This is a genomic window from Streptococcus sp. CCH8-C6, assembly GCF_001557225.1.
GTDB classification, from domain to species: Bacteria; Bacillota; Bacilli; order Lactobacillales; family Streptococcaceae; genus Streptococcus; species Streptococcus sanguinis_C.
In genome coordinates this window covers 1-21,369 of sequence record NZ_LSJN01000044.1, presented here as the reverse complement: position 1 = coordinate 21,369, position 21,369 = coordinate 1, and the positions used below count along the sequence as shown (strand labels likewise).

Genomic DNA, 21,369 nt, shown 5'->3' with positions numbered 1-21,369 from the left:
AAATATAAGATTTTAGAGAATTATTTTCCGCTGTGACACTCTGCAATTAGAATTATTTTACTAAATTTCTTTTTTCTTGTAAAATAGTGCTATGAACATATTGATTACTTCTGGCGGGACCAGCGAGAAAATCGACCGTGTCCGCTCTATTACCAATCATTCGACAGGCCGGCTTGGGAAAATCATAGCTGAAACTTTCCTAGACAAGGGCGATCAGGTGACTCTGGTGACGACTCCCAAGGCTGTTCGCCCGGCAGCTCATCCCAATCTTACCATTGTCAAGATTGAAAATGTTGCAGAACTGCTTGAAAGCTTGAAGCCGCTCGTTCACACACATGATGTACTGATTCATGCAATGGCTGTCTCAGACTACACCCCCGTCTATATGACTGGTTTGGAAGCTGTAGCGGCCAGCTCTGACATGACCGAATTTCTGAATAAGACTAACTCAGAAAGCAAGATTTCTTCTCAGGATGATGTTCAAGTTCTTTTTCTCAAAAAGACACCAAAAATCATCAGCCTAGTAAAAAAATGGAATCCAGCCATTCGCTTGATTGGATTCAAACTCTTGGTCAATGTTACTAAGGAAGAGTTACTCAAGACCGCACGAGCCAGTCTCATAAAAAATCAGGCAGAAATCATTGTTGCCAATGATTTGACAGAGATTTCTAACCAAGAGCATAGAGCTTACCTTGTCGGAAAAGAGACTGTAACTAAAGCTCAATCCAAAGAAGAAATTGCTCAGCTCCTCTACCAGCATATCCGCAATACATAAGGAGGATTAAGATGACTCAGATTACCTTAGCCGTCAGCGGCAGTATATCAGCCTATAAGGCTGCTGACATCACCAGCCGTCTAAAGAAAGAGAACTTTGAAGTAGCTATCCTCATGACAGAGGCAGCGACAGAATTTATCACACCGCTGACCCTGCAGGTCTTGTCGCAAAGACCAGTTGCAATTGATATTATGCAAGAACCTGACCCTAGCAAGGTCAATCACATTGACATCGCTAAAGAGTCGGACCTTTTTTTGCTGGCTCCCGCTACAGCCAATACCATCGCTAAACTAGCCAACGGCTTAGCTGACAATATGGTGACAGCTACTGCCTTGGCTCTGCCGCCTCATACCAAGAAAGTTTTGGCTCCAGCTATGAACACCAAGATGTATGAAAATCCACTAACTCAGGAGAATCTAGAACGTCTTCAGCACTTCGGTTGGAAAATTATTCAGCCACGTGAAGCAGTGCTAGCCTGTGGCGATCAGGGGACAGGTGCTCTAGCCGAAATTGATACGATTATTGATACAGTAAAGGAACTTATTTATGAAAAAACAGTCTAAAATTGCTCAAATTGCTATTTTCTTTGCCATCATGTTGGTACTGCACCTGCTCAGCTCGGTTATTTTCAACTTACTTCCAGTACCGATTAAACCTACGATTATTCACATCCCAGTGATTATCGCCAGTATCCTCTATGGCCCTAAAGTCGGAGCTGTTCTAGGTGGACTCATGGGATGTATCAGCGTTGTTACCAATACCTTGATTTTATTACCAACCAGCTATCTCTTTAGCCCTTTTGTGCCAAATGGAAGCCTTTCTTCGCTTCTTGTTGCCATGGTGCCTCGTATTCTCATCGGTATCACTCCTTATTTCGTATATAAAGCTATAAAAAATAAGGTTGGCTTGATTGTAGCAGGTTCCGTAGGTTCTGCCACCAATACTATTTTTGTCTTGGGCGGTATCTTCTTTCTCTTTGCAAATGTATACCAAGGTGATATCAAAGCACTTCTGGCTGTGATTCTATCAGCAAACTCTATTGCCGAGTTAATCATTTCTGCGGTTTTGACAGCAACTATTATTCCTGCACTTGAAAAAGCCCAAAAATGATGATGAGTTAGTTTTCGGACCAAGCAATGCTTTGGTCTTTTTTGATCCAGCATTTCCGCTATACCATTCTGAAATTCTTGAAACAATACCTTGAAAAGTATTTCATCGTTTTCTAGGTAACCTCTTTCAAAATTAATGAAAATGTGCTATAATGTAAGCGATTAAGAAAATTTAAGAGCAGGATTTTTTACTAAAATTTCCATCTCTTCATTTCAAAAATAAAGGAGACTCCACCTATGACTTATCAAGATAACTTCAAAAAATGGCTTGATTATGCTGAACTTCCTGACTATCTTCGAGAAGACTTGAACAGTATGGACGAAAAGACTAAGGAAGATGCCTTTTACACCAATCTTGAGTTTGGTACTGCTGGTATGCGTGGTTTGATTGGCGCTGGCACCAATCGTATTAATATTTATGTTGTCCGTCAGGCAACTGAAGGTTTGGCTCGCTTGATTGAAGAAAAAGGTGATGAGTTCAAAAAACGCGGTGTCGCGATTGCTTACGACTCCCGTCATTTCTCACCAGAATTTGCCTTTGAATCTGCTGCTGTTTTAGCAAAACACGGCATCAAGTCCTATGTCTTTGAAAGTCTGCGCCCAACTCCAGAACTTTCATTTGCAGTGCGCCATCTGGGGACTTTTGCTGGTATCATGATTACAGCCAGCCATAACCCTGCTCCATTTAACGGCTACAAGGTATATGGTGAAGACGGCGGACAAATGCCTCCGCATGATGCAGATGCATTGACAGACTACATCCGTGCCATTGAAAATCCTTTTGCTATCGAGGTTGCTGATGTTGAAGCTGAAAAAGCTTCTGGCTTGATTGAAGTGATTGGCGATGCTATTGATGCTGAATACCTCAAGGAAGTTAAAGATGTCAATATCAACCAAAAACTGATTGATGAATACGGCAAGGACATGAAGATTGTCTATACTCCTCTGCACGGTACTGGTGAAATGTTGGCTCGTCGTGCTTTGGCTCAAGCTGGATTTGATTCTGTAGAAGTTGTTGAAGCTCAAGCTGTAGCTGATCCAGACTTCTCTACTGTTAAGTCTCCAAATCCTGAAAGCCAAGCAGCCTTTGCCTTGGCTGAGGAATTGGGCCGTAAAGTTGGTGCAGATGTTTTGGTCGCAACTGACCCAGATGCTGACCGTGTCGGTGTCGAAGTTCTGCAAAAAGATGGCAGCTATCTCAACCTTTCAGGTAACCAAATCGGAGCTATCATGGCTAAGTACATCTTGGAAGCTCATAAGAGTGCTGGAACTCTGCCAGCAAACGCAGCACTTTGCAAGTCTATCGTTTCTACTGACTTGGTGACTAAGATTGCCGAAAGTTATGGCGCAACCATGTTCAATGTCTTGACTGGTTTCAAATTTATCGCTGAAAAGATTCAAGAATTCGAAGAAAAGCACAACCACACCTACATGATGGGATTCGAAGAAAGCTTCGGCTATTTGATTAAACCATTTGTTCGTGATAAAGACGCTATCCAAGCTGTTTTGGTTGTGGCTGAGCTAGCTGCCTACTACCGCTCACGTGGCTTGACTCTGGCTGACGGTATTGAAGAAATCTACAAAGAGTACGGTTACTTTGCTGAAAAGACTATCTCTGTAACCTTGTCTGGTGTTGATGGAGCTGAGCAAATCAAGGCTATCATGGCTAAGTTCCGTGACAATGCTCCGAAAGAATTCAACGCTACTGCTATTTCTGTTACAGAAGACTTTAAGGCACAGACTTCTACTGCCGCAGACGGTACTGTTACAGCTCTGACAACTCCTCCAAGCGATGTGCTGAAATACACTTTGGCTGATGGCTCATGGATTGCTGTCCGTCCATCTGGAACAGAACCAAAAATCAAGTTCTACATTGCCGTTGTCGGTGACAGCAATGAAGATGCTCAAGAAAAAATCGCTGCTATTGAAGCAGAGATTAATTCCTTTATCAAGTAAAATAACACTATCAACCAATCAACCAGAGAATGAAATTCACATTCTCTGGTTTTTCGTTTCCAAATCAAGCATTTTTCTGCTTTTTATGGCATACTAGTTTTATCAAAAGAAATGAGGATGATTTATGGAACAATTTGCTCAAAATATTAAAGACTTGGAAGTCACAACTGTAGACCGAGCTCGTCAAGCAATTGCTGACAAAGAGACAGCAACTTTCTTCGTAGGTCGCAAAACTTGCCCTTACTGCCGTAAATTCGCTGCTACTCTTGCTGGCGTGGTAGCTGCTACTAAGGCGCATATTTTCTTTATTAGCAGTGAAGAAGTCAGCGAATTAGAGAAACTGCAAGCCTTCCGCTCTGAATACAGCATTCCGACGGTTCCTGGTTTTGTTCATGTTCAAGACGGCCAAGTATCTGTTCGTTGTGATTCTTCTATGACTGCAGATGAAATTAAAGCTTTTGCAAACTTGTAAAATTGATTCAAAAAAATCTGAGACCAAATTAGTCTCAGATTTTTTATTCATTTCTAGCTTCCTGAAAAGCCTGCCACATCTTCTGCTGGGGTTTGGCAAAGGGGTAATTGCCAAAATCTTCTGGATGAAGCCACAAGACCTCTCCATCAGCTGCGATCTGGCTATCCTTAACTCGGCCATAAGCCAGCTGGATATGCCACTTGCGATGACTGAAAACATGTTGCACTTTTGAAAAGGACTGCTGCTGCCAATCAACAATCAAATCATAATCCTGCTCAAAGCTTTCTTGAGGAGACAAGTCCAGACTTGGCTGATTTTCTGCCACCTCAAAGAGCGACATCTGATTTTCAGTTTGAAATTCCTCGATTTCAATCAAGGGAAAATGCCAAAAACCTGATAACAAGCCAGCAGCCTCATTCTTTTCAAGCAAGAACTGTCCCTGTTCGTTTTCGATAATCAAGCCCTGCAAATAGACCGGAACCGGCTTCTTTTTAGGGGCTTTGATTGGGTATTTATCCATTGTTCCATGCAAATAAGCTGCGCTGAACTCCTTTACAGGACTGTCTTCTGGATGAGGATTAACAGGAGCTTCGATATCTGACCCCAGATCCATCAGCGCTTGATTAAAATCTCCAGGTCTGTCTGGATCAATCAGAATCTCCATCATAGCCTGAAATACCTTCCGATTGCTAGGTTGGCCAATATCTATATCAACTTCAAACAAGCGACTCAGCACCCGCATGACATTGCCATCTACCGCAGGCTCAGCTAGTCCAAAGGCAATACTAGCAATGGCGCCAGCTGTATAAGGTCCAATCCCTTTGAGGCTAGCAATTCCTTCATAGCTATCAGGAAATTTTCCAGCGAAATCCGTCATTATCTGCTGGGCTGCTTTTTGCATATTTCGCACCCGCGAATAATAGCCCAACCCTTCCCAAGCCTTGAGCAGTCTATCCTCTGGTGTCTGAGCTAAATCAGCTACTGTCGGGAACCAGTCAAGAAAGCGCTCATAGTAAGGAATCACCGTATCCACCCGAGTCTGCTGCAGCATAATCTCAGAAACCCAGATATGATAAGGATTATTTGTTCTGCGCCAAGGCAGGTCACGTTTGTTTTCATCATACCAAGTTAATAATTTCTCTCGAAAAGAGGCGATTTTATTTGCCTCCCACATCTCAATTCCGTATTCTTTCAAATCTAACATAAATCTAGTATAGCATAAGGCAAGAAAAATAGGAGAGCTTATGCCCTCCAATTGTTTCCTATCGTTTAATAATGACCGACTGCCTGACTGGCTGTAATCAAAGTCAGTTTGTAAACATCATCCGCATTACATCCTCGAGAAAGGTCATTAACTGGATGGTTAAGACCCTGCAAGATAGGACCTACTGCTGAAAAGCCACCTAAACGCTCTGCCATTTTGTAACTGATATTCCCAGCTTCGATACTTGGGAAGACAAAGACAGTCGCTTGACCGGCCACAGGGCTGCCAGGTGCTTTCAGCTCTGCTGTTGCAGGAACGAAAGCTGCATCAAACTGCAATTCACCATCGATAACCAAGTCTGGACGCATTTCCTGAGCCAACTTAGTCGCCTCCACTACCTTATCAACCTTTTCACCGAATCCAGATCCTTTGGTCGAATAACTGAGCATAGCAACTTTTGGATCAATACCGAAAATTTGTGCTGTCAAAGCTGAGTTAACAGCAATCTCCGCCAAAACATTGGCATCTGGATCGATATTGATGGCACAGTCACTGAAAATGTAGCGTTCGTCATCACGCACCATGAGGAAGGCTCCTGAAGTACGAGAAACCCAAGGCAGGGTCTTGATGATTTGAAGAGCCGGCCGAACAGTCGCTGCTGTGGAATGAATCGCTCCAGACACCATCCCTTGAACCTTACCAAGGTAAACCAACATAACCCCAAAGTAGTTGACATCTTCCTTAAGCAACTGACGTGCTTCATCTGCAGTGATTTTTCCTTTACGACGCTCAACGAATGCTTCTACCAATTCCTCAAAGCAGGAACAGTTTGAAGGATCAATAACCTGATATCCTTCTTTTACTCCCTCAATTTCCAGATAAATACGGATTTTATCAGGATTCCCCAAAAGAACTGGTGTAATATCGGTTTCTTTCACCAAGCGTTTAGTTGCTTGCAAAATCCGTGGCTCCTCACCCTCTGGCAAGACAATCTTTACTTCCTTATCCTTCAAAGCTTCACGAATTGAATCAAAAATTTTCATGTTTCTTAAAACTCCTTTATCTCTTAATCTTTTAATTTCTCAATAACTTGTTTAAAATCTTCTGGCAAAGGACTGGCTCGCTCAACTTCCTGTCCGCTAAAAGGATTATAAAATTTCAAAGAATGACAATGTAAAGCTTGGCGCTCTATTCCGTGTTCCAAACTTCCTCCATAAAGGTCGTCACCCAAAAGCGGAAAGCCAATATGTGAAAAATGAACGCGGATTTGATGAGTCCGCCCGGTATGAAGATGGATATCCACCAGATAGACATCTCCAAATCGCTCTATGACCTTGTAACTGGTATGGGCATACTTGCCATCCTTTGTCACGCGCCTCGTAATGATACTCTCAGGGTTGCGTCCAATCGGAGCAATAATCTCACCTTGCTCTTCTAAGTCACCAGTCCCCCGAACTAGAGCGTAATAGCGCTTTTCTATCAGCTTCTTCTGCAACTGTTTGTCCAATCTGGCATGAGCATAGCCATGCTTGGCAAAGAGCATGAGCCCACTTGTATCCTTATCCAGACGCGTCACGATATGCACCTGCTGGTTTTCATAGGCATGACGAATATAGTAAGCCTTAACAAAGTTTGCCATAGTATTGGAATGATTAACACTGGGAATACTAGCCACCCCTGCCGGCTTATCCAAAACCAAGAAATGCTCATCTTCATAGATGACAGACAAGTCCTTATCAACAGCCTTCAGACTCTCAAATCCCTTTTCAGACGGGATGTCAATCGTCACCTTATCGCCAATATCCAAGAGATAAATAGCGTTCTGAGGTTGATGGTTGACAAGAATGTTTCCGCCGGAAAATTTTATCTTAGCCAAGAGGCCTTTGGAAATTTCGTGCCGTTTTAAAAAAGTCTTTACCTTGACATGCTCATCAGCAATAAACTCAAACCTCATTCCTGGCACTCTCCAATAAAGGAGTCTCTGACACGATTCCAAAAGCTGGTATGGCTTGGTGAAGCCACAAAATGTATTTTATGATTGTCAATCTGATACTCGATACGAACAATATTTTTGAAAGAGAAAGTCTGATTATCGACCGCGATAGTGTGATAGTCACTGCGGGTCGGCACTAACTCAATCTTATCCTTTTTAGGAACAATGACCGACGAGCCCAATGTCCGATAAACACGATTGTTTAGACTGGCAATTTCTGTCACCTGTAAGGCTTCGATTGTCGGATGCAATACCGCTCCACCTAGAGATTTGTTATAGGCTGTACTGCCTGTCGGAGTAGAAACGGAAATCCCATCACCTCGGAAGCGCTCGAAATGAACCCGATTGATAATGACATCAGCTACCATAGTCCGATCTGAACGCTTGATTGTTGCTTCGTTCAAAGCACGAATGGTGCGTGTATCACCATTTTCAAAAGTAATTTTGACATTTAAAATTGGATAAGAAACCTGAGCACCAGTGTCTAATTTGAGATTTTCTACCAGTTTATCTAATTCAAAATCACGGTAATCCGTATAGAAGCCGAGATGGCCAGTATGCACACCGACAAAGCGGACCCGATCCAGCTGTTCTTCATACATATGAAAAGCTGATAGCAGCATGCCATCACCACCCACCGAAATCACGATGTCGGGATTCTTAGGAGTTAAAATAAAGCCATTCTGTTTAAGCTTCTGCTTCAAATCCTGATAGACTTGTTCACTCTGTCTTTTCCGATTGCGGATAATCGCTATTTTTTTATCTGTATTCTTCATCTGTATCATCACTATTTCCCACACCGTCATTTAACTTGCGGTGAAGAGGATCAAAGAGAGCCTGCGCCTCCTGGATAGCATCACGGATTTCTCCCATCTCCTCATCCAGCTGATAAGCAAGATTAGCTGTCGTTTCCAAGCGACACTTGATCTCCTCGGGAAATTCTCCTTTATACTTGTAATTCAAAGAATGCTCAATCGTAGCCCAAAAATTCATCGAAAGAGTGCGAATCTGAATTTCAGCCAGAATAAGCCTATGACCATTAATCGTATCAACTGGATACTCTACAATCACATGGTAGCTCCGATAGCCACTGACTTTTTTGTTTTTGATGTAATCCCTCTCCTGCACAATGCGCATATCAGTCCGATTTCGAAAGACTTCTAAAACTTCATCCACATCATCGACAAACTGGACCATGACTCGTAAGCCTGCAATATCCTGCATCTCCTGCTCGATATTTTCCTCGCGAATGCCTCGCAGAATCATCTTTTCTTTAATGCTCTCAATCGGCTTGACACGTCCAGTCACAAACTCAATCGGAGAATGGCGCTGCTGCTTACGGTATTGCTTTCGCACTCCACGCAGCTTAATTTTTAGCTCTCCAACTGCTTGAATATAGGGGTCTAGAAACTCTTCCCATTCTATTGTCATACACTTACCTTGTCATATCATTATTTTTTGTATAAAATAAACACAACTGTTATTATAACATAAATCGCTTTCAAAAAAAAGAAAAGGATATGAAAATGAATCACTTAGAAATTGAATTCAAAACCATGCTGACCAAGGAAGAGCACGACCGTCTGCTCCAATTATTTGCTGATATTTCGCCTATTAGCCAGACCAACCACTACATCGAGTCAGACCAGCAGAGTATCCGACACGCCCACATGGCTTTTCGAGTACGAACTTTTAACCATCGAGAAGCTGAGCTGACGCTCAAGATTCCTCAAGAAGTCGGATCCTTGGAACTCAATCAGAATTTGACACCAGAAGAAACCAAAAACATTTTGCAGAACAATGAATTTCCTACGGGAGAGATTTTAGAGACGCTGCTTCAGAAAGAAATTCCCATCCAAGACTTGAAGATTCTAGGCTCTCTAGAGACTATCCGCTATGAAAAAGAAGACGAAATCGGTCTGCTTGCTCTGGATGAGAGTCACTACTTGGGCAAAACAGACTTCGAACTCGAAGTTGAAGTTGAAGATTTCGAAAAAGGAAAAGAAAATTTCTTGAACTTCCTAAAACAGCACAGCATCGACTACAAACCTGGTAAGAGCAAGATGGCAAGATTTTCTGAAAACTTGTAAATCAACAACCACAAAATAGCTGAAATAATCTATTTTTTTTGGTAAAATAAAAGGTAGCAATCTAAAGACTATTGAAATATAAATTTCATGGAGCATTAGATTATAGAAATGACACAAAAAGAGGACGGTCCAACTCATGTCAGATAAAAAAAATATGAAGCTTTTTTCCCTCAACTCCAATCATTCCATAGCTGAAAAAATCGCTGAGGCTGCTGGGGTTCCTTTGGGAAAACTTTCCTCCCGCCAATTCTCGGACGGCGAGATTCAGATTAACATTGAAGAAAGTGTCCGTGGCTATGATATATACATCATTCAGTCTACTAGCTTCCCTGTCAATAATCACTTGATGGAACTCTTGATTATGGTGGATGCCTGCAAGCGTGCAAGTGCCAACACGATTAATGTTGTGATGCCTTATTTTGGTTATGCCCGTCAGGATCGGACTGCTGCCCCTCGCGAGCCAATCACAGCTAAACTGGTTGCCAATATGCTTGTCGGTGCTGGAGTGGATCGCGTGATTTCTCTGGATCTTCATGCCGTGCAGGTCCAAGGATTCTTTGATATCCCAGTAGATAACCTCTTCACTATCCCACTCTTTGCCAAACACTACTGCAACATGGGCCTTACTGGCGATGATGTCGTTGTCGTCAGCCCTAAAAACTCTGGTGTAAAACGCGCCCGCAATTTGGCTGAATATCTGGATGCCCCTATCGCTATCATTGATTATGGCGAAGATGAGGCGGGTCGCTCTGAGGGATATATCATTGGAGATGTCGAGGGCAAGAAAGCTATTCTTATTGACGACATTTTAAATACCGGTCGGACTTTCTCTGAAGCAGCTAAAATTGTCTGTCGCGAAGGCGCAGTCGAAATCTATGCTGTATCCAGTCATGGTCTCTTTGCAGATAAAGCTGCGGAATTGCTGGATAATTCTCCTATCAGGGAAATTCTTGTGACAGACTCTGTTGATACCAAAGAAAAAACACCTAAGAATCTCCACTACATTACAGCTAGTGAACTGATTGGTGATGCCATTGTCCGCATCCAAGAGAGAAAACCAGTCAGCCCACTCTTTGCCTATCAAAAGAAATAAGGTAACCGGAGTGATTTATTTAGATAATGCCGCTACAACTGCTTTGTCGCCCGCTGCAATCCAAGCAATGACCAAAACTATGACCGTCTTTGGAAATCCTTCCAATACGCATAGCCATGGTCGAGAAGCTAGTAAACTCCTCAGACAGGCGCGTGAGGATATTGCTCAAGCTCTGCATACTCAAAGCAATAAGATTCTTTTTACTTCAGGTGGCACTGAAAGCAACAATACTGCTATCAAAGGCTATGCCCTTCGTCACCAGAATCGAGGAAAACATATTGTTACCACTGCTATTGAACACCATGCTGTCTTAGAAGTGGTGGAGTACTTAGTAGACAAATTCGGCTTTGAAGCTACTTTTGTTCAGCCGGTGGATGGTCAGATTCGAGCGGCGGATATTAAAAAGGCACTTAGACCTGACACTATTCTTGTGTCCGTCATGGCGGTTAATAACGAGACGGGTGCCATGCTCCCCATTAAGGAAATTGGTGAACTACTGCGAGAACATCGTGCTGCTTTTCACGTTGATGCTGTCCAAGCAATTGGCAAACTTCCCATCTACCCTGACGAGCTAGGGATTGACTTCCTCTCTGCCTCAGCTCATAAGTTTCATGGCCCCAAAGGTGTTGGCTTCCTTTATGCCAAGAAGATGGATTTTGACAATTTCATGCACGGTGGTGACCAGGAAGAAAAACACCGGGCCGGAACTGAAAATCTAATCTCTATCACAGGCATGGCAGCGGCTCTGTCAGAGAGCATGGAACATCTAGAGGAAAATCTAGAGCATGCGCAAGACTTAAAAGACAGCTTACTTGCTGACTTATTAGACATTGAATATTACTTAAATGAAAGTCAGCCAAGCTTGCCTTATGTCATCAATTTGGGATTTCCCAATCAAAAGAATGATCTGCTTCTGCTTCAAATGGATTTAAACGGCTTTTCCATTTCAACAGGATCAGCTTGCACAGCCGGAGCTATACAACCCAGTCATGTTTTGCAGGCTATGTACGGCAAGGATTCCAACCGCTTGCATGAGTCTATTCGAATCAGTACTTCGGACCAAACGACCCTGCAAGAGATTCAATCATTTACAAAGAAATTAAAAGAAATTTTAGGAGGATAAGATGGCCTTTCAAACATCTGTTAGCTTAGCAAACTGTGAATATACCTATTCACTTCACCCAAATGTCAAGAAATTTACCTTGCGCGACAATACATTCGCTGAAAGCAAGGTTGGCAACTATGAACTCTCTCGTCTGCTGGAATCTGTACCCAACAGCGGAAATGGTTTTCTGCTGAAAATCATCGTCAATAAAGATTTGAATGGTTTCAAAATCAACATCACTGATAAATCAGGCCTGCGCTTGGTCAATATTTTCAAATCAGAAGACCATCACATTATACAGCAAAAATTTTATTTCTTGATGGATAGCCTGGTTGAAAGAAATATTTTTGAAAAGACACCACAATAAGCAAGATTCTCGCAATTTTGCTTTTTTGATTTAGACTCTTAAAAAAACGAGCTTGACTTCTACTTAGAACACTTGAAGAAAAGACCAACCGAACCCAAAGAAAGGATTAACAATGGTTGAACTGACCTATTTGGACTCATATAAAGTGAAACGGTCACTTACCTATGAAGACTTCGATGAATTTCTTCTAGCCTTCTCTGGCTGCGTCACGGTTCCTGACTCTCTCAAAGTACTTTCCATCACTTATAATGGACACCAACTGCCATTTACAGGGTTAATCGGCGACTTATACCGCCAGATGTACCAGTTAGACTTGACTCCCTACCAGAACTAATCCTTCGCAGTTACAACATAACTTAAACTTTCATTCTTTTCCTTTTTAGTGAATTAAACACTCTTAATTAGTTGATTTTTTCACAAACTTCCTATAAAATAGAATTAGAAAGGTTGTGATTTTGTGAAAACTGAAAAAAATACTACAATTCCCCGAGCAACTGCTAAAAGACTGTCGCTCTACTATCGTATTTTTAAACGGTTTAATGCTGAGAAGATTGAGAAAGCAAACTCCAAACAAATTGCAGAAGCCATTGGTATTGACTCTGCTACTGTCAGACGAGATTTTTCTTATTTCGGTGAACTTGGCCGCAGAGGATTTGGTTATGATGTCAAGAAATTGATGAACTTTTTTGCTGACCTCTTAAACGATAATGCTATTACCAATGTCATGATTGTTGGTGTTGGTAATATGGGACGTGCTCTGCTACACTATCGTTTTCATGAGCGCAATAAAATGAAGGTTGTAATGGCTTTTGACGTAGATGACCATCCAGAAGTTGGCAGCACAACCAGCGATGGGATTCCTATCTATGGAATTTCCCAAATCAAAGAAAAAATACAGTCAGGAAATGTGCAAACTGCCATCCTAACTGTACCTAGCGTAAAAGCTCAAGAAGTCGCATCTATCTTAGTTCAGGCTGGTGTCAAGGGCATTCTCTGTTTCTCACCTGTAAACCTATCCCTGCCTAAGGATGTGGTCGTCCAGTATGTTGACCTGACTAGCGAACTGCAGACTCTGCTCTACTTCATGAGAAAAAATGATTATTAATTTGAAAGAGGTATTAAACACTCTATGAGTAAACCTATTATTGGAATAACCGGAAATGAAAGAGAAATCCCAGACGATCACTTCATCCATATGAGCTATACGGCGACAGGATTCGTTGAGGGTGTCAAAGAAGTTGGCGGAATTCCAATGATTTTGCCAATCGGTGATGAAGAAATGGCTAAACAGTATGTTTCCATTGTCGATAAATTAATCATCACAGGCGGTCAGAATGTATGCCCTCAATTCTATGGTGAAGAGAAAACCATTGACAGCGATGATTATCTGCTCAAACGAGATATTTTTGAATTAGCTTTAATCAAAGAAGCTCGCCGTCAAAATAAACCAATTTTCACCGTCTGCCGCGGAACCCAACTTTATAATGTAGCCCTAGGAGGTACTCTTCATCAAGATATTGAAGATCATTGGCAAGATAGCTCTGCTGAGTACACGACTCAAAGCATGGTGACCAAGAACGGTTCTATTCTGCACGAAATCTATGGACCAGCATCTGAAATCAACTCCTTCCACCATCAGAGTATCAAGGATTTAGCGGCTGGCCTAGAAGTCATTGCCTATGATCCTAGAGATAAAATTATTGAAGCAATAACTTCTACTGACGGCAGTCCATTCCTTGGTGTCCAATGGCACCCAGAGTTCTTGTTTGGCTCCAGAGAAGGAGACCTAGCTCTGTTTGATTATGTTGTCAATACTCTTTAAAAAGCCTCTATTCCTAGATAAACTTCTGTTCTACACGAATAGAAGTTTTTTATATTCAAGTAAATCAAATTATATCATATCTGTCTCCTCTCGGTAGCTATAGTAGTTGTACTTAGACACAATCAAATGATCCAAAAGAACTAAACCCATCATCTCACATGCTTCTTTCATATGCTGAGTCACTTCATCGTCGTTTCTGCTAGGAACGACTGAGCCTGACGGATGATTGTGTACCAGTATGATAGATGTCGCCAGATGCTTAAGAGCGTAGTGGAGAATTTCTCTCGGCTCAGCAATGCTTCTGCTGACCGTCCCCATAAAAATAGTCTGCTGGTGCAGAATTTGATTTTGACTATTAAGATAAATGGCAACCAAGCACTCCTGCCTCATATCTCCCAATTCCTGCTGCATCTTCTGGGCTAATTTTTGACTGCCCATAATCTGCTCTTTTTGCAGAACCTCTGCTCGGTTAATCCGACGCCCCAATTCGATAATGGCCTGCAGCTCCACAGCCTTAATCGGACCGATTCCAGAAATAGTCTGCAATTCCTGCAAAGTTAAATACTTAAGATCGTTCAAACTGGAAATCGATGATAAAATTCTTTGAGAAACTTGAAAAACAGTTTCTTTTTTGTTGCCTGTCCTGAGAAAGATTGATAGAAGCTCCTGGTTACTGAGTTTTTCAGCCCCTTCTCTCATCAAACGCTCCCGTGGCATCATGCTAATATCATCTTGAAATGAAATGCTATACATAGAAACCTCCTTACCTTATTATTCGGAAATAGAGTCAAAATCAGCAAGAATTGATATAAAAAAACTCCAAAAGTTAGAGTTCTTTCTAACCTTTGGAGTGAAATTTTTTTAGTCTCTTGCCTTTAAATCTGCATTTGATTATAGGACTTACTGAAAGATTCAAGAACATCCTTAGGAGCCTTGTCATACTCGACAGAGCCTTCTAACGTTCCCTTGACAATAGTCCTGTTGGTTGCCGCAGCATCCTCACAAGTAACTAAAGTAATCTCTGTAACACCTTCTGTATCCTCAATCAGATCCGTTCGATCTGGAGTTACCGTTTCAACACTAGTGATTACATAAGTATAGACATGCTCTTTATCAGTGATATAGATCTTCATGCCAGCCTTAGCACGATCCAGTGGGGAAAAGAGCATGTTGCTAGCCCCTGTGATGCCAAAGACGTGGTGGCTAGCCAAGGCATAATTTCCCTGCCCCATCTGCTGAGTCTCTTTCATCGTACCAGCACCATAATACAATCCAGCATTATCCAGCCCTTTGAAGATTGGCAAATTCATGGATACTTCTGGAATAGAGATACCTCCGATAACAGGCAGTTGCTGCGCTTTCCACTGCGCATTGATGACCGCCTCTGTAGAAAGCGACTCAACTTTGTTAAAATCAAAACTGGTCTCAACATTTTTATTTTTATTAATAGAGTCTTTGGAAACCTTGCTGACCTGATATTGGTTGGTATGCCAAACCATAATCATGTTTCGAATTTGCGCATTAAAGATTAAGCCAAGGGCCACAATAATTAATAATGTCGCAACAATATTGATAAAAATATTTCTTTTGCTTTTTTGTTTACTTTTTCGACTTCTTTTTCCTTGTACCATATAGAGGTCCTCTTTTACGATTCGTTTTCTTCCTCTGCTACATCTTCTTTATCGTCTGCTTCGACGCTTGTAAAGGTGACAATCTGTGCATTTTGATCCAGACGCATGACCTTAACTCCCATGGTTGAGCGGCCAGTCTGAGAAATATTCGCCACACTTGTCCGAATGATGACACCAGTATTAGTGATAATCATTAAATCTTCCTCGCCAGTTACTGTCATCAGACCGGCAAGAGGTCCATTCTTATCAGTGATATTGGCTGTTTTAATCCCTTTACCACCACGGCCCTTGGTTGGATACTCACTAGCAAGAGTTCGCTTACCATAGCCTTTTTCGGTGATGACAAGCACTTCGTCTCCCTCAGCAATCACACCAGCTCCAACGACCTGGTCACCATCTCGAAGATTGACTCCGCGAACACCAGTCGCTATACGGCTCATGCTCCGTACAGCTGTCTCATTAAAGCGGACAGAATAACCAAACTTAGTACCAATGATAACGTCTGCAGCACCGTCCGTCAGAAAGACATTGATTAACTCGTCTTCATCTTTCAAATTCAAAGCCTTAAGACCGTTCTGACGAATATTAGCAAATTCTGTCACACTGGTTCGTTTGACCACCCCATGACGGGTAGTAAAGAAGAGATAGGAATCATCACTGCGGTCTTGCTGGACATTAATAATAGTCTGAATAGTCTCTCCTTCATCCAGTTTCAAAAGATTAACAACAGGCAAGCCCTTGGCTGTCCGGCCATACTCAGGGATTTCATATCCTTTGAGACGATAAACTCGACCTTTATTTGTAAAGAAGAGCAGTCTATCGTGGGTACTCGTTGAAACAAGCTCTTTGACGAAGTCATCGTCTTTGACACCAGTTCCTTGAACACCTCGGCCTCCGCGTTTCTGAGCAGTAAATTCAGCCTGATTCAGACGTTTGATATAGCCTTTATTAGACAGGGTAATCAAAACATCCGCTTCCTCAATCAAATCTTCATCTTCAAGAGAAAGAACTTCTCCCACCATCAGCTCAGTTCGGCGATCATCCGCAAATTTACGTTTGACCTCGTCTAACTCTTCCTTGATAATAGCGATAACGCGCTCTGGCTTAGCCAAAATATCAGCCAAGTCTGCAATCAAGGCAATCAGCTCGTCATACTCTGACTGAATCTTATCACGTTCCAAACCAGTCAGACGACGCAGACGCATATCAAGGATAGCCTGACTCTGGCGCTCAGACAGTTCAAACTTAGCCATCAATTCAGCCTGTGCTTCTGCGTCCGTTTCGCTATTACGGATAATCCGAATCACTTCATCAATGTGATCAAGCGCAATCAGCAAACCAGCCAAGATGTGAGCTCGAGCTTCCGCCTTTTCTTTGTCAAAAGCCGTTCGTCGAGTCACCACTTCTTTTTGGTGTTCAATGTAAGCTAACAAAATCTCACGCAGAGACAGAATCTTCGGCACACCATTTTGAATAGCCAGCATATTGAAGCTGAAATTGGTCTGCATCTGAGTCAGCTTGAAAAGGTTGTTTAGAATGACATGAGCAGAGGCATCACGACGAACCTCAATGACAAAACGAACTCCTTCACGGTTGGACTCATCACGAACAGCTGTGATACCGTCAATGCGTTTTTCCTGCACCAGACGAACAATATGCTCATGGACCTTAGTCTTATTAACCATGTACGGAAACTCGGTTACGACAATTCGCTCTCGGCCATTTTTCATCTCTTCGATTTCAGTGCGAGAGCGAAGAACAATCGAACCCTTCCCTGTTTCATAAGCCCGGTGAATACCAGACTTACCCATAACAAGTGCACCTGTAGGAAAATCTGGTCCAGGAAGGACTTCCATGATATCGCGAGTTGTTGCATCCGGATTGTCCATGACAAGCTTAACTGCATCAATAGACTCACCAAGATTATGCGGTGGGATATTGGTCGCCATCCCAACTGCAATCCCTGTCGCACCGTTTACAAGCAAGTTAGGGAAGCGAGCAGGAAGAACTACAGGCTCTCTCTCGCTGGCATCATAGTTGTCAATATAATCAACAGTGTTTTTATTAATATCGCGAAGCATCTCCAGAGCAATCTTGCTCATACGTGCTTCTGTATAACGTTGAGCAGCAGCTCCGTCTCCATCCATAGAACCGAAGTTTCCATGGCCATCTACCAGCATATAGCGATAGCTCCACCATTGAGCCATCCGCACCATCGCTTCATAAATAGATGAGTCACCATGCGGGTGATACTTACCCATGACATCCCCTGTGATACGAGCTGATTTCTTGTGAGGCTTTTCAGGCGTCACGCCCAGTTCATTCATACCATAGAGAATCCGACGGTGAACTGGCTTGAGACCATCACGAACATCTGGAAGTGCCCGAGCCACGATAACACTCATAGCGTAATCGATGAAACTAGTCTTCATTTCACTAGTCAGATTAACATTTACTAAGTTTCTGTCTTGCATTAAAAAATGCCTTTCTTTCATATTAAACTACCCTTTATTATACCACATTTTCTTTAATTTTTCAGTATTTTGAACTGTTTGTAAAAACGTTTACATCGCTAGATACACAAGTTGACCGTGACAAAATATGGCAAAAGTGGTAGAATGAATGTGTACGGGAAATATTCCCTAAAAAAATAAGGAGATGTTTAGAAATGACTGCTACTAAACAACATAAAAAAGTCATCCTTGTTGGTGACGGTGCTGTAGGTTCATCTTACGCATTTGCTCTTGTAAACCAAGGTATTGCTCAAGAACTTGGTATCATTGAAATCCCTCAATTATTTGAAAAGGCTGTCGGTGATGCTGAAGACCTAAGCCACGCCCTTGCTTTCACTTCACCTAAAAAAATCTATGCAGCTACTTATGCAGACTGTGCGGATGCTGACCTCGTTGTTATCACTGCAGGTGCACCTCAAAAACCAGGTGAAACTCGTCTTGACCTTGTTGGTAAAAACTTGGCTATCAACAAATCTATCGTTACTCAAGTCGTAGAATCAGGCTTCAACGGTATCTTCCTCGTTGCTGCTAACCCAGTTGACGTTTTGACTTACTCAACTTGGAAATTCTCTGGTTTCCCTAAAGAGCGTGTTATCGGTTCAGGTACTTCACTTGACTCAGCTCGCTTCCGTCAAGCACTTGCTGAAAAGATTGGTATCGATGCTCGTTCTGTCCATGCCTACATCATGGGTGAGCACGGTGACTCTGAGTTTGCCGTTTGGTCACACGCTAACGTTGCAGGTGTGAAATTGGAGCAATGGTTGCAAGCTAACCGCGACTTGAACGAACAAGACTTGGTTGATCTTTTCATCTCCGTTCGTGACGCAGCATACTCTATCATCAACAAAAAAGGAGCAACTTACTACGGTATCGCAGTTGCTTTGGCTCGTATCACAAAAGCTATCCTTGACGATGAAAATGCAGTATTGCCATTGTCAGTCTTCCAAGAAGGCCAATATGGCGTTGAAAATGTCTTCATTGGTCAACCAGCTATCGTTGGTGCTCACGGTATCGTACGTCCAGTAAACATCCCACTTAACGATGCTGAGACTCAAAAAATGCAAGCTTCTGCTAAAGAATTGCAAGCAATTATTGATGAAGCATGGAAGAATCCAGAATTCCAAGAAGCATCTAAAAACTAATTTTAAAAACATCTCCTAATAAAAGGGGATGTTTTTTAGTTGTTTTATATAGATTTGTCAGCAAAAATATCAAACAAATAAGGTACGATGAGCTGCTCCTCTAGGTCTTTCAAAGAAGAAATCCAGGCAAAGTCTGTATGCTCTTCTGGATCTAATATAATATCACGCACTTCCAAAATTCTACCCGCATAAACTAAACGTGTGAAAACAGTATCTTTGCTAGCATCAAACTGACTATCTTCATGGATAATCTTATCAATCAGAATCTTTTGATTAACCTCCTCCATAGCCTCACGTAGAGCTGCCTCTCTAGGCAGTTCATTCTCTTCTACACTTCCGCCTGGAATATCCCAATAAGATGGATAAACATTTGGAAGGCCTCGCTTTATCTTAGAGCGTTTGATAAGCAAATACTTCCCCTCTTTCTCGATTAAGGTATGAGAGATTAATTTTACTGTCATTGCATGTGTTCCTCCAAGAAAGAGCAAAAAAGACTCCGAAGAGTCCAATTTTAAGTCATCCACCCTGAGAGAATCGAACTCCCATCTCAAGAACCGGAATCTTGCGTGATATCCATTACACTAAGGGTGGCAACTAATTCATTATAACTGATTTTCTTTGAAAATACAAGTGAAAATCAGAAAAAGAAGCTGAGATTTCTCAACTTCTTTTATCTAATTACAATTCAATATCGCCAAACAAATCAGCCATTGAGAATCCAGTTTGAGTTTCTGGAAGTTCAAAGTCGCGTTTTTCTTGACGTTTTGGACGACGAGGACGTGATTGACGTTTCTCATCTTTTTGTCCTTCTTCTTGAGCTGGACGTTCTTCAAGAGCTTTGATAGAAAGTGATACACGCTCATCAGCAGCATTCACTTCAAGAACCTTAACAGTTACTTCTTGACCAACTTTAAGGGCATCTTTAGGGCTTTCAACACGTTTGTGTGAAATTTGTGAGATATGAACCAATCCATCGATACCTGGCAATACTTCAACGAAAGCACCGAAATCAGTTAAACGTTTTACAGTTCCTTCAATCACATCACCTGCAGCAAGTTTTTGCTCAACGCCATCCCATGGTCCAGGTGTTGTTGCTTTAAGAGAGAGGGATACGCGTCCTTCTTCTTCGTTCAGGTCAAGAACTTTCACTTCGATTTCATCGCCAACTGATACAACAGACTTAGGTGATACGTTGCGTTCATGTGACAATTCAGTCAAGTGAACCAATCCATCAACTCCGCCAAGGTCAATGAAAGCACCGAAGCTAGTAATACGAGCAACTTTACCAGTTACAACATCGCCAACATTCAACTTACCAAAGACTTCAGCACGTGCTGCTGCAGCTTCAGCTTCTACAACTTCACGACGTGAAAGGATGAAGCGGTTTTCTTTTGGATCTACTTCTTTGATCTTAGCATCAAACTCTTGACCTACAAAACGCTCAGTGTTACGAACGAAACGAGTATCAAGCATTGAAGCAGGGATAAATCCACGAAGTCCTTCAAACTCAACTGAAAGTCCACCTTTAACAGCACGAGTGCCCTTAACAGTGACAACTTCTTCTTCACGACCAACCAATTTGTCCCAAGCTTTGCGAGCTTCCAAACGTTTTTTAGATACCAGGTAAGTTACGGTGTCTGTATCTTTACCTACTACTTGACGAAGAACAAGCAATTCAAGTGTTTCACCTGGTTTTACAAGGTCGTTGATATCAGCGTCGCGGTCGTTTGTCAACTCACGAAGAGTCAATACACCTTCAACACCAGTTCCAGCGATTGCAACATTAGCTTGGTTAGCGTCAACAGTCAATACTTCAGCAGTAACGACGTCACCTGGCTCAACTTGGCTAACACTGTTTAGCAAATCTTCAAATTCATTCATCTAAAAAAATCCTCCAACAATCAAGCTTTCGCTTGACATACTACTTATTTATTTTCCTAAGCACCCGCAAATGACATTGATCTATCGTTAACGATTTCCATCCTATAAAGAAATAAAACACCAGAAGACATTTTATTATTTTATCAGATCTATTACCTAAGAACTGGGGTAGCTGGATTCGAACCAACGCATGAGGGAGTCAAAGTCCCTTGCCTT

General features: G+C 42.1%; 23 protein-coding genes and 1 tRNA gene. 13 read left to right on the top strand and 11 right to left on the bottom strand.

Annotated elements, in window-relative coordinates; genetic code table 11:
- Positions 1-91 precede the first annotated feature (91 nt).
- From AX677_RS04840 to AX677_RS04820, 5 genes are all read left to right on the top strand, one after another.
- Positions 92-775, top strand: a complete 684-nt coding sequence (locus AX677_RS04840) for a phosphopantothenate--cysteine ligase (RefSeq protein ID WP_060976349.1) — start codon at positions 92-94, stop codon at positions 773-775.
- 11 nt (positions 776-786) lie between these two features.
- The gene (gene coaC, locus AX677_RS04835; protein WP_060976348.1) at positions 787-1,338 is read left to right on the top strand and encodes a phosphopantothenoylcysteine decarboxylase; all 552 of its coding nucleotides are present in this window, start codon (positions 787-789) and stop codon (positions 1,336-1,338) included.
- Positions 1,322-1,885, top strand: coding sequence for an ECF transporter S component (locus AX677_RS04830; RefSeq protein WP_060976347.1), 564 nt, complete (start codon positions 1,322-1,324; stop codon positions 1,883-1,885). The genes coaC and AX677_RS04830 overlap by 17 nt, the downstream gene beginning before the upstream one ends.
- A gap of 236 nt (positions 1,886-2,121) precedes the next feature.
- The gene (locus AX677_RS04825) at positions 2,122-3,840 is read left to right on the top strand and encodes a phospho-sugar mutase (protein ID WP_060976346.1); all 1,719 of its coding nucleotides are present in this window, start codon (positions 2,122-2,124) and stop codon (positions 3,838-3,840) included.
- Between the two features lie 124 nt (positions 3,841-3,964).
- On the top strand, positions 3,965-4,312 hold the full coding sequence (locus tag AX677_RS04820; RefSeq protein WP_060976345.1) for a PedC/BrcD family bacteriocin maturation disulfide isomerase: 348 nt from the start codon (positions 3,965-3,967) through the stop codon (positions 4,310-4,312).
- Between the two features lie 43 nt (positions 4,313-4,355).
- On the opposite strand, the gene mutY is transcribed toward AX677_RS04820, so the two are convergent.
- The 5 genes from mutY to AX677_RS04795 form a co-directional block, all read right to left on the bottom strand.
- Entirely contained in the window at positions 4,356-5,516 is a 1,161-nt protein-coding gene (gene mutY / locus AX677_RS04815; RefSeq protein ID WP_060976413.1) for an A/G-specific adenine glycosylase, read from the bottom strand.
- Between the two features lie 65 nt (positions 5,517-5,581).
- The gene (gene pta, locus AX677_RS04810) at positions 5,582-6,559 is read right to left on the bottom strand and encodes a phosphate acetyltransferase (RefSeq protein ID WP_002902946.1); all 978 of its coding nucleotides are present in this window, start codon (positions 6,557-6,559) and stop codon (positions 5,582-5,584) included.
- 23 nt (positions 6,560-6,582) lie between these two features.
- Entirely contained in the window at positions 6,583-7,470 is an 888-nt protein-coding gene (locus AX677_RS04805) for an RluA family pseudouridine synthase (RefSeq protein ID WP_060976344.1), read from the bottom strand.
- On the bottom strand, positions 7,467-8,285 hold the full coding sequence (locus AX677_RS04800) for an NAD kinase (protein ID WP_284431856.1): 819 nt from the start codon (positions 8,283-8,285) through the stop codon (positions 7,467-7,469). Before AX677_RS04800 ends, AX677_RS04805 begins: the two co-directional genes overlap by 4 nt.
- On the bottom strand, positions 8,269-8,940 hold the full coding sequence (locus AX677_RS04795) for a GTP pyrophosphokinase family protein (protein WP_060976343.1): 672 nt from the start codon (positions 8,938-8,940) through the stop codon (positions 8,269-8,271). Before AX677_RS04795 ends, AX677_RS04800 begins: the two co-directional genes overlap by 17 nt.
- A gap of 95 nt (positions 8,941-9,035) precedes the next feature.
- Between AX677_RS04795 and AX677_RS04790 the strand changes: the two genes are divergently transcribed.
- The 7 genes from AX677_RS04790 to AX677_RS04760 all read left to right on the top strand — a co-directional run bounded on the left by AX677_RS04790 (position 9,036) and on the right by AX677_RS04760 (position 13,986).
- On the top strand, positions 9,036-9,599 hold the full coding sequence (locus tag AX677_RS04790) for a CYTH domain-containing protein (RefSeq protein ID WP_060976412.1): 564 nt from the start codon (positions 9,036-9,038) through the stop codon (positions 9,597-9,599).
- A 136-nt stretch (positions 9,600-9,735) separates the two neighbouring features.
- Positions 9,736-10,692 carry a ribose-phosphate diphosphokinase gene (locus AX677_RS04785; protein WP_002897526.1) on the top strand — a complete coding sequence of 319 codons (957 nt, stop codon included), beginning with the start codon at positions 9,736-9,738 and terminating at the stop codon, positions 10,690-10,692.
- A gap of 10 nt (positions 10,693-10,702) precedes the next feature.
- Positions 10,703-11,815, top strand: a complete 1,113-nt coding sequence (locus AX677_RS04780; protein WP_060976411.1) for a cysteine desulfurase family protein — start codon at positions 10,703-10,705, stop codon at positions 11,813-11,815.
- 1 nt (position 11,816) lies between these two features.
- Positions 11,817-12,164 carry a DUF1831 domain-containing protein gene (locus AX677_RS04775; protein WP_002902952.1) on the top strand — a complete coding sequence of 116 codons (348 nt, stop codon included), beginning with the start codon at positions 11,817-11,819 and terminating at the stop codon, positions 12,162-12,164.
- A gap of 112 nt (positions 12,165-12,276) precedes the next feature.
- The gene (locus AX677_RS04770) at positions 12,277-12,498 is read left to right on the top strand and encodes a DUF4649 family protein (RefSeq protein WP_002906519.1); all 222 of its coding nucleotides are present in this window, start codon (positions 12,277-12,279) and stop codon (positions 12,496-12,498) included.
- Positions 12,499-12,621: 123 nt separating this feature from the next.
- A complete protein-coding gene (locus tag AX677_RS04765; protein WP_060976342.1) occupies positions 12,622-13,269 on the top strand; it encodes a redox-sensing transcriptional repressor Rex in 648 nt (215 codons plus the stop codon).
- A gap of 24 nt (positions 13,270-13,293) precedes the next feature.
- Positions 13,294-13,986 (top strand): gamma-glutamyl-gamma-aminobutyrate hydrolase family protein, encoded by a 693-nt coding sequence (locus tag AX677_RS04760; RefSeq protein ID WP_060976341.1) that lies wholly within the window; start codon positions 13,294-13,296, stop codon positions 13,984-13,986.
- 69 nt (positions 13,987-14,055) lie between these two features.
- Here the strand turns inward: AX677_RS04760 and radC are convergent, their stop codons facing one another.
- The 3 genes from radC to gyrA form a co-directional block, all read right to left on the bottom strand.
- The gene (gene radC, locus AX677_RS04755) at positions 14,056-14,739 is read right to left on the bottom strand and encodes a DNA repair protein RadC (RefSeq protein ID WP_060976340.1); all 684 of its coding nucleotides are present in this window, start codon (positions 14,737-14,739) and stop codon (positions 14,056-14,058) included.
- Positions 14,740-14,861: 122 nt separating this feature from the next.
- Complete coding sequence (locus AX677_RS04750) at positions 14,862-15,617, bottom strand: class A sortase (protein WP_060976339.1); 756 nt, start codon at positions 15,615-15,617, stop codon at positions 14,862-14,864.
- Positions 15,618-15,631: 14 nt separating this feature from the next.
- Positions 15,632-18,091 (bottom strand): DNA gyrase subunit A, encoded by a 2,460-nt coding sequence (gyrA, locus tag AX677_RS04745; protein WP_042762849.1) that lies wholly within the window; start codon positions 18,089-18,091, stop codon positions 15,632-15,634.
- 194 nt (positions 18,092-18,285) lie between these two features.
- Here gyrA and AX677_RS04740 point away from each other — a divergent pair, with 194 nt between their 5' ends.
- Positions 18,286-19,272 (top strand): L-lactate dehydrogenase, encoded by a 987-nt coding sequence (locus AX677_RS04740; RefSeq protein ID WP_002895436.1) that lies wholly within the window; start codon positions 18,286-18,288, stop codon positions 19,270-19,272.
- Between the two features lie 44 nt (positions 19,273-19,316).
- Here AX677_RS04740 and AX677_RS04735 read toward each other — a convergent pair whose 3' ends face one another.
- The 3 genes from AX677_RS04735 to rpsA form a co-directional block, all read right to left on the bottom strand.
- Positions 19,317-19,733: an NUDIX hydrolase gene (locus AX677_RS04735; RefSeq protein ID WP_060976338.1), complete on the bottom strand. Its 417-nt coding sequence runs from the start codon at positions 19,731-19,733 to the stop codon at positions 19,317-19,319.
- A gap of 58 nt (positions 19,734-19,791) precedes the next feature.
- Positions 19,792-19,863, bottom strand: a tRNA-Arg gene (locus AX677_RS04730).
- A gap of 87 nt (positions 19,864-19,950) precedes the next feature.
- Positions 19,951-21,153 carry a 30S ribosomal protein S1 gene (gene rpsA / locus AX677_RS04725; protein WP_002909688.1) on the bottom strand — a complete coding sequence of 401 codons (1,203 nt, stop codon included), beginning with the start codon at positions 21,151-21,153 and terminating at the stop codon, positions 19,951-19,953.
- Positions 21,154-21,369 lie beyond the last annotated feature (216 nt).

What these genes read in the sequence shown, in the direction of transcription:
- AX677_RS04840 (WP_060976349.1), top strand. Translation starts at nt 92, where the DNA reads ATGAACATATTGATTACTTCTGGCGGGACCAGCGAGAAAATCGACCGT.
- coaC (WP_060976348.1), top strand. Translation starts at nt 787, where the DNA reads ATGACTCAGATTACCTTAGCCGTCAGCGGCAGTATATCAGCCTATAAG.
- AX677_RS04830 (WP_060976347.1), top strand. Translation starts at nt 1,322, where the DNA reads ATGAAAAAACAGTCTAAAATTGCTCAAATTGCTATTTTCTTTGCCATC.
- AX677_RS04825 (WP_060976346.1), top strand. Translation starts at nt 2,122, where the DNA reads ATGACTTATCAAGATAACTTCAAAAAATGGCTTGATTATGCTGAACTT.
- AX677_RS04820 (WP_060976345.1), top strand. Translation starts at nt 3,965, where the DNA reads ATGGAACAATTTGCTCAAAATATTAAAGACTTGGAAGTCACAACTGTA.
- mutY (WP_060976413.1), bottom strand. Translation starts at nt 5,516, where the DNA reads ATGTTAGATTTGAAAGAATACGGAATTGAGATGTGGGAGGCAAATAAA.
- pta (WP_002902946.1), bottom strand. Translation starts at nt 6,559, where the DNA reads ATGAAAATTTTTGATTCAATTCGTGAAGCTTTGAAGGATAAGGAAGTA.
- AX677_RS04805 (WP_060976344.1), bottom strand. Translation starts at nt 7,470, where the DNA reads ATGAGGTTTGAGTTTATTGCTGATGAGCATGTCAAGGTAAAGACTTTT.
- AX677_RS04800 (WP_284431856.1), bottom strand. Translation starts at nt 8,285, where the DNA reads ATGAAGAATACAGATAAAAAAATAGCGATTATCCGCAATCGGAAAAGA.
- AX677_RS04795 (WP_060976343.1), bottom strand. Translation starts at nt 8,940, where the DNA reads ATGACAATAGAATGGGAAGAGTTTCTAGACCCCTATATTCAAGCAGTT.
- AX677_RS04790 (WP_060976412.1), top strand. Translation starts at nt 9,036, where the DNA reads ATGAATCACTTAGAAATTGAATTCAAAACCATGCTGACCAAGGAAGAG.
- AX677_RS04785 (WP_002897526.1), top strand. Translation starts at nt 9,736, where the DNA reads ATGTCAGATAAAAAAAATATGAAGCTTTTTTCCCTCAACTCCAATCAT.
- AX677_RS04775 (WP_002902952.1), top strand. Translation starts at nt 11,817, where the DNA reads ATGGCCTTTCAAACATCTGTTAGCTTAGCAAACTGTGAATATACCTAT.
- AX677_RS04770 (WP_002906519.1), top strand. Translation starts at nt 12,277, where the DNA reads ATGGTTGAACTGACCTATTTGGACTCATATAAAGTGAAACGGTCACTT.
- AX677_RS04760 (WP_060976341.1), top strand. Translation starts at nt 13,294, where the DNA reads ATGAGTAAACCTATTATTGGAATAACCGGAAATGAAAGAGAAATCCCA.
- radC (WP_060976340.1), bottom strand. Translation starts at nt 14,739, where the DNA reads ATGTATAGCATTTCATTTCAAGATGATATTAGCATGATGCCACGGGAG.
- AX677_RS04750 (WP_060976339.1), bottom strand. Translation starts at nt 15,617, where the DNA reads ATGGTACAAGGAAAAAGAAGTCGAAAAAGTAAACAAAAAAGCAAAAGA.
- gyrA (WP_042762849.1), bottom strand. Translation starts at nt 18,091, where the DNA reads ATGCAAGACAGAAACTTAGTAAATGTTAATCTGACTAGTGAAATGAAG.
- AX677_RS04740 (WP_002895436.1), top strand. Translation starts at nt 18,286, where the DNA reads ATGACTGCTACTAAACAACATAAAAAAGTCATCCTTGTTGGTGACGGT.
- AX677_RS04735 (WP_060976338.1), bottom strand. Translation starts at nt 19,733, where the DNA reads ATGACAGTAAAATTAATCTCTCATACCTTAATCGAGAAAGAGGGGAAG.
- rpsA (WP_002909688.1), bottom strand. Translation starts at nt 21,153, where the DNA reads ATGAATGAATTTGAAGATTTGCTAAACAGTGTTAGCCAAGTTGAGCCA.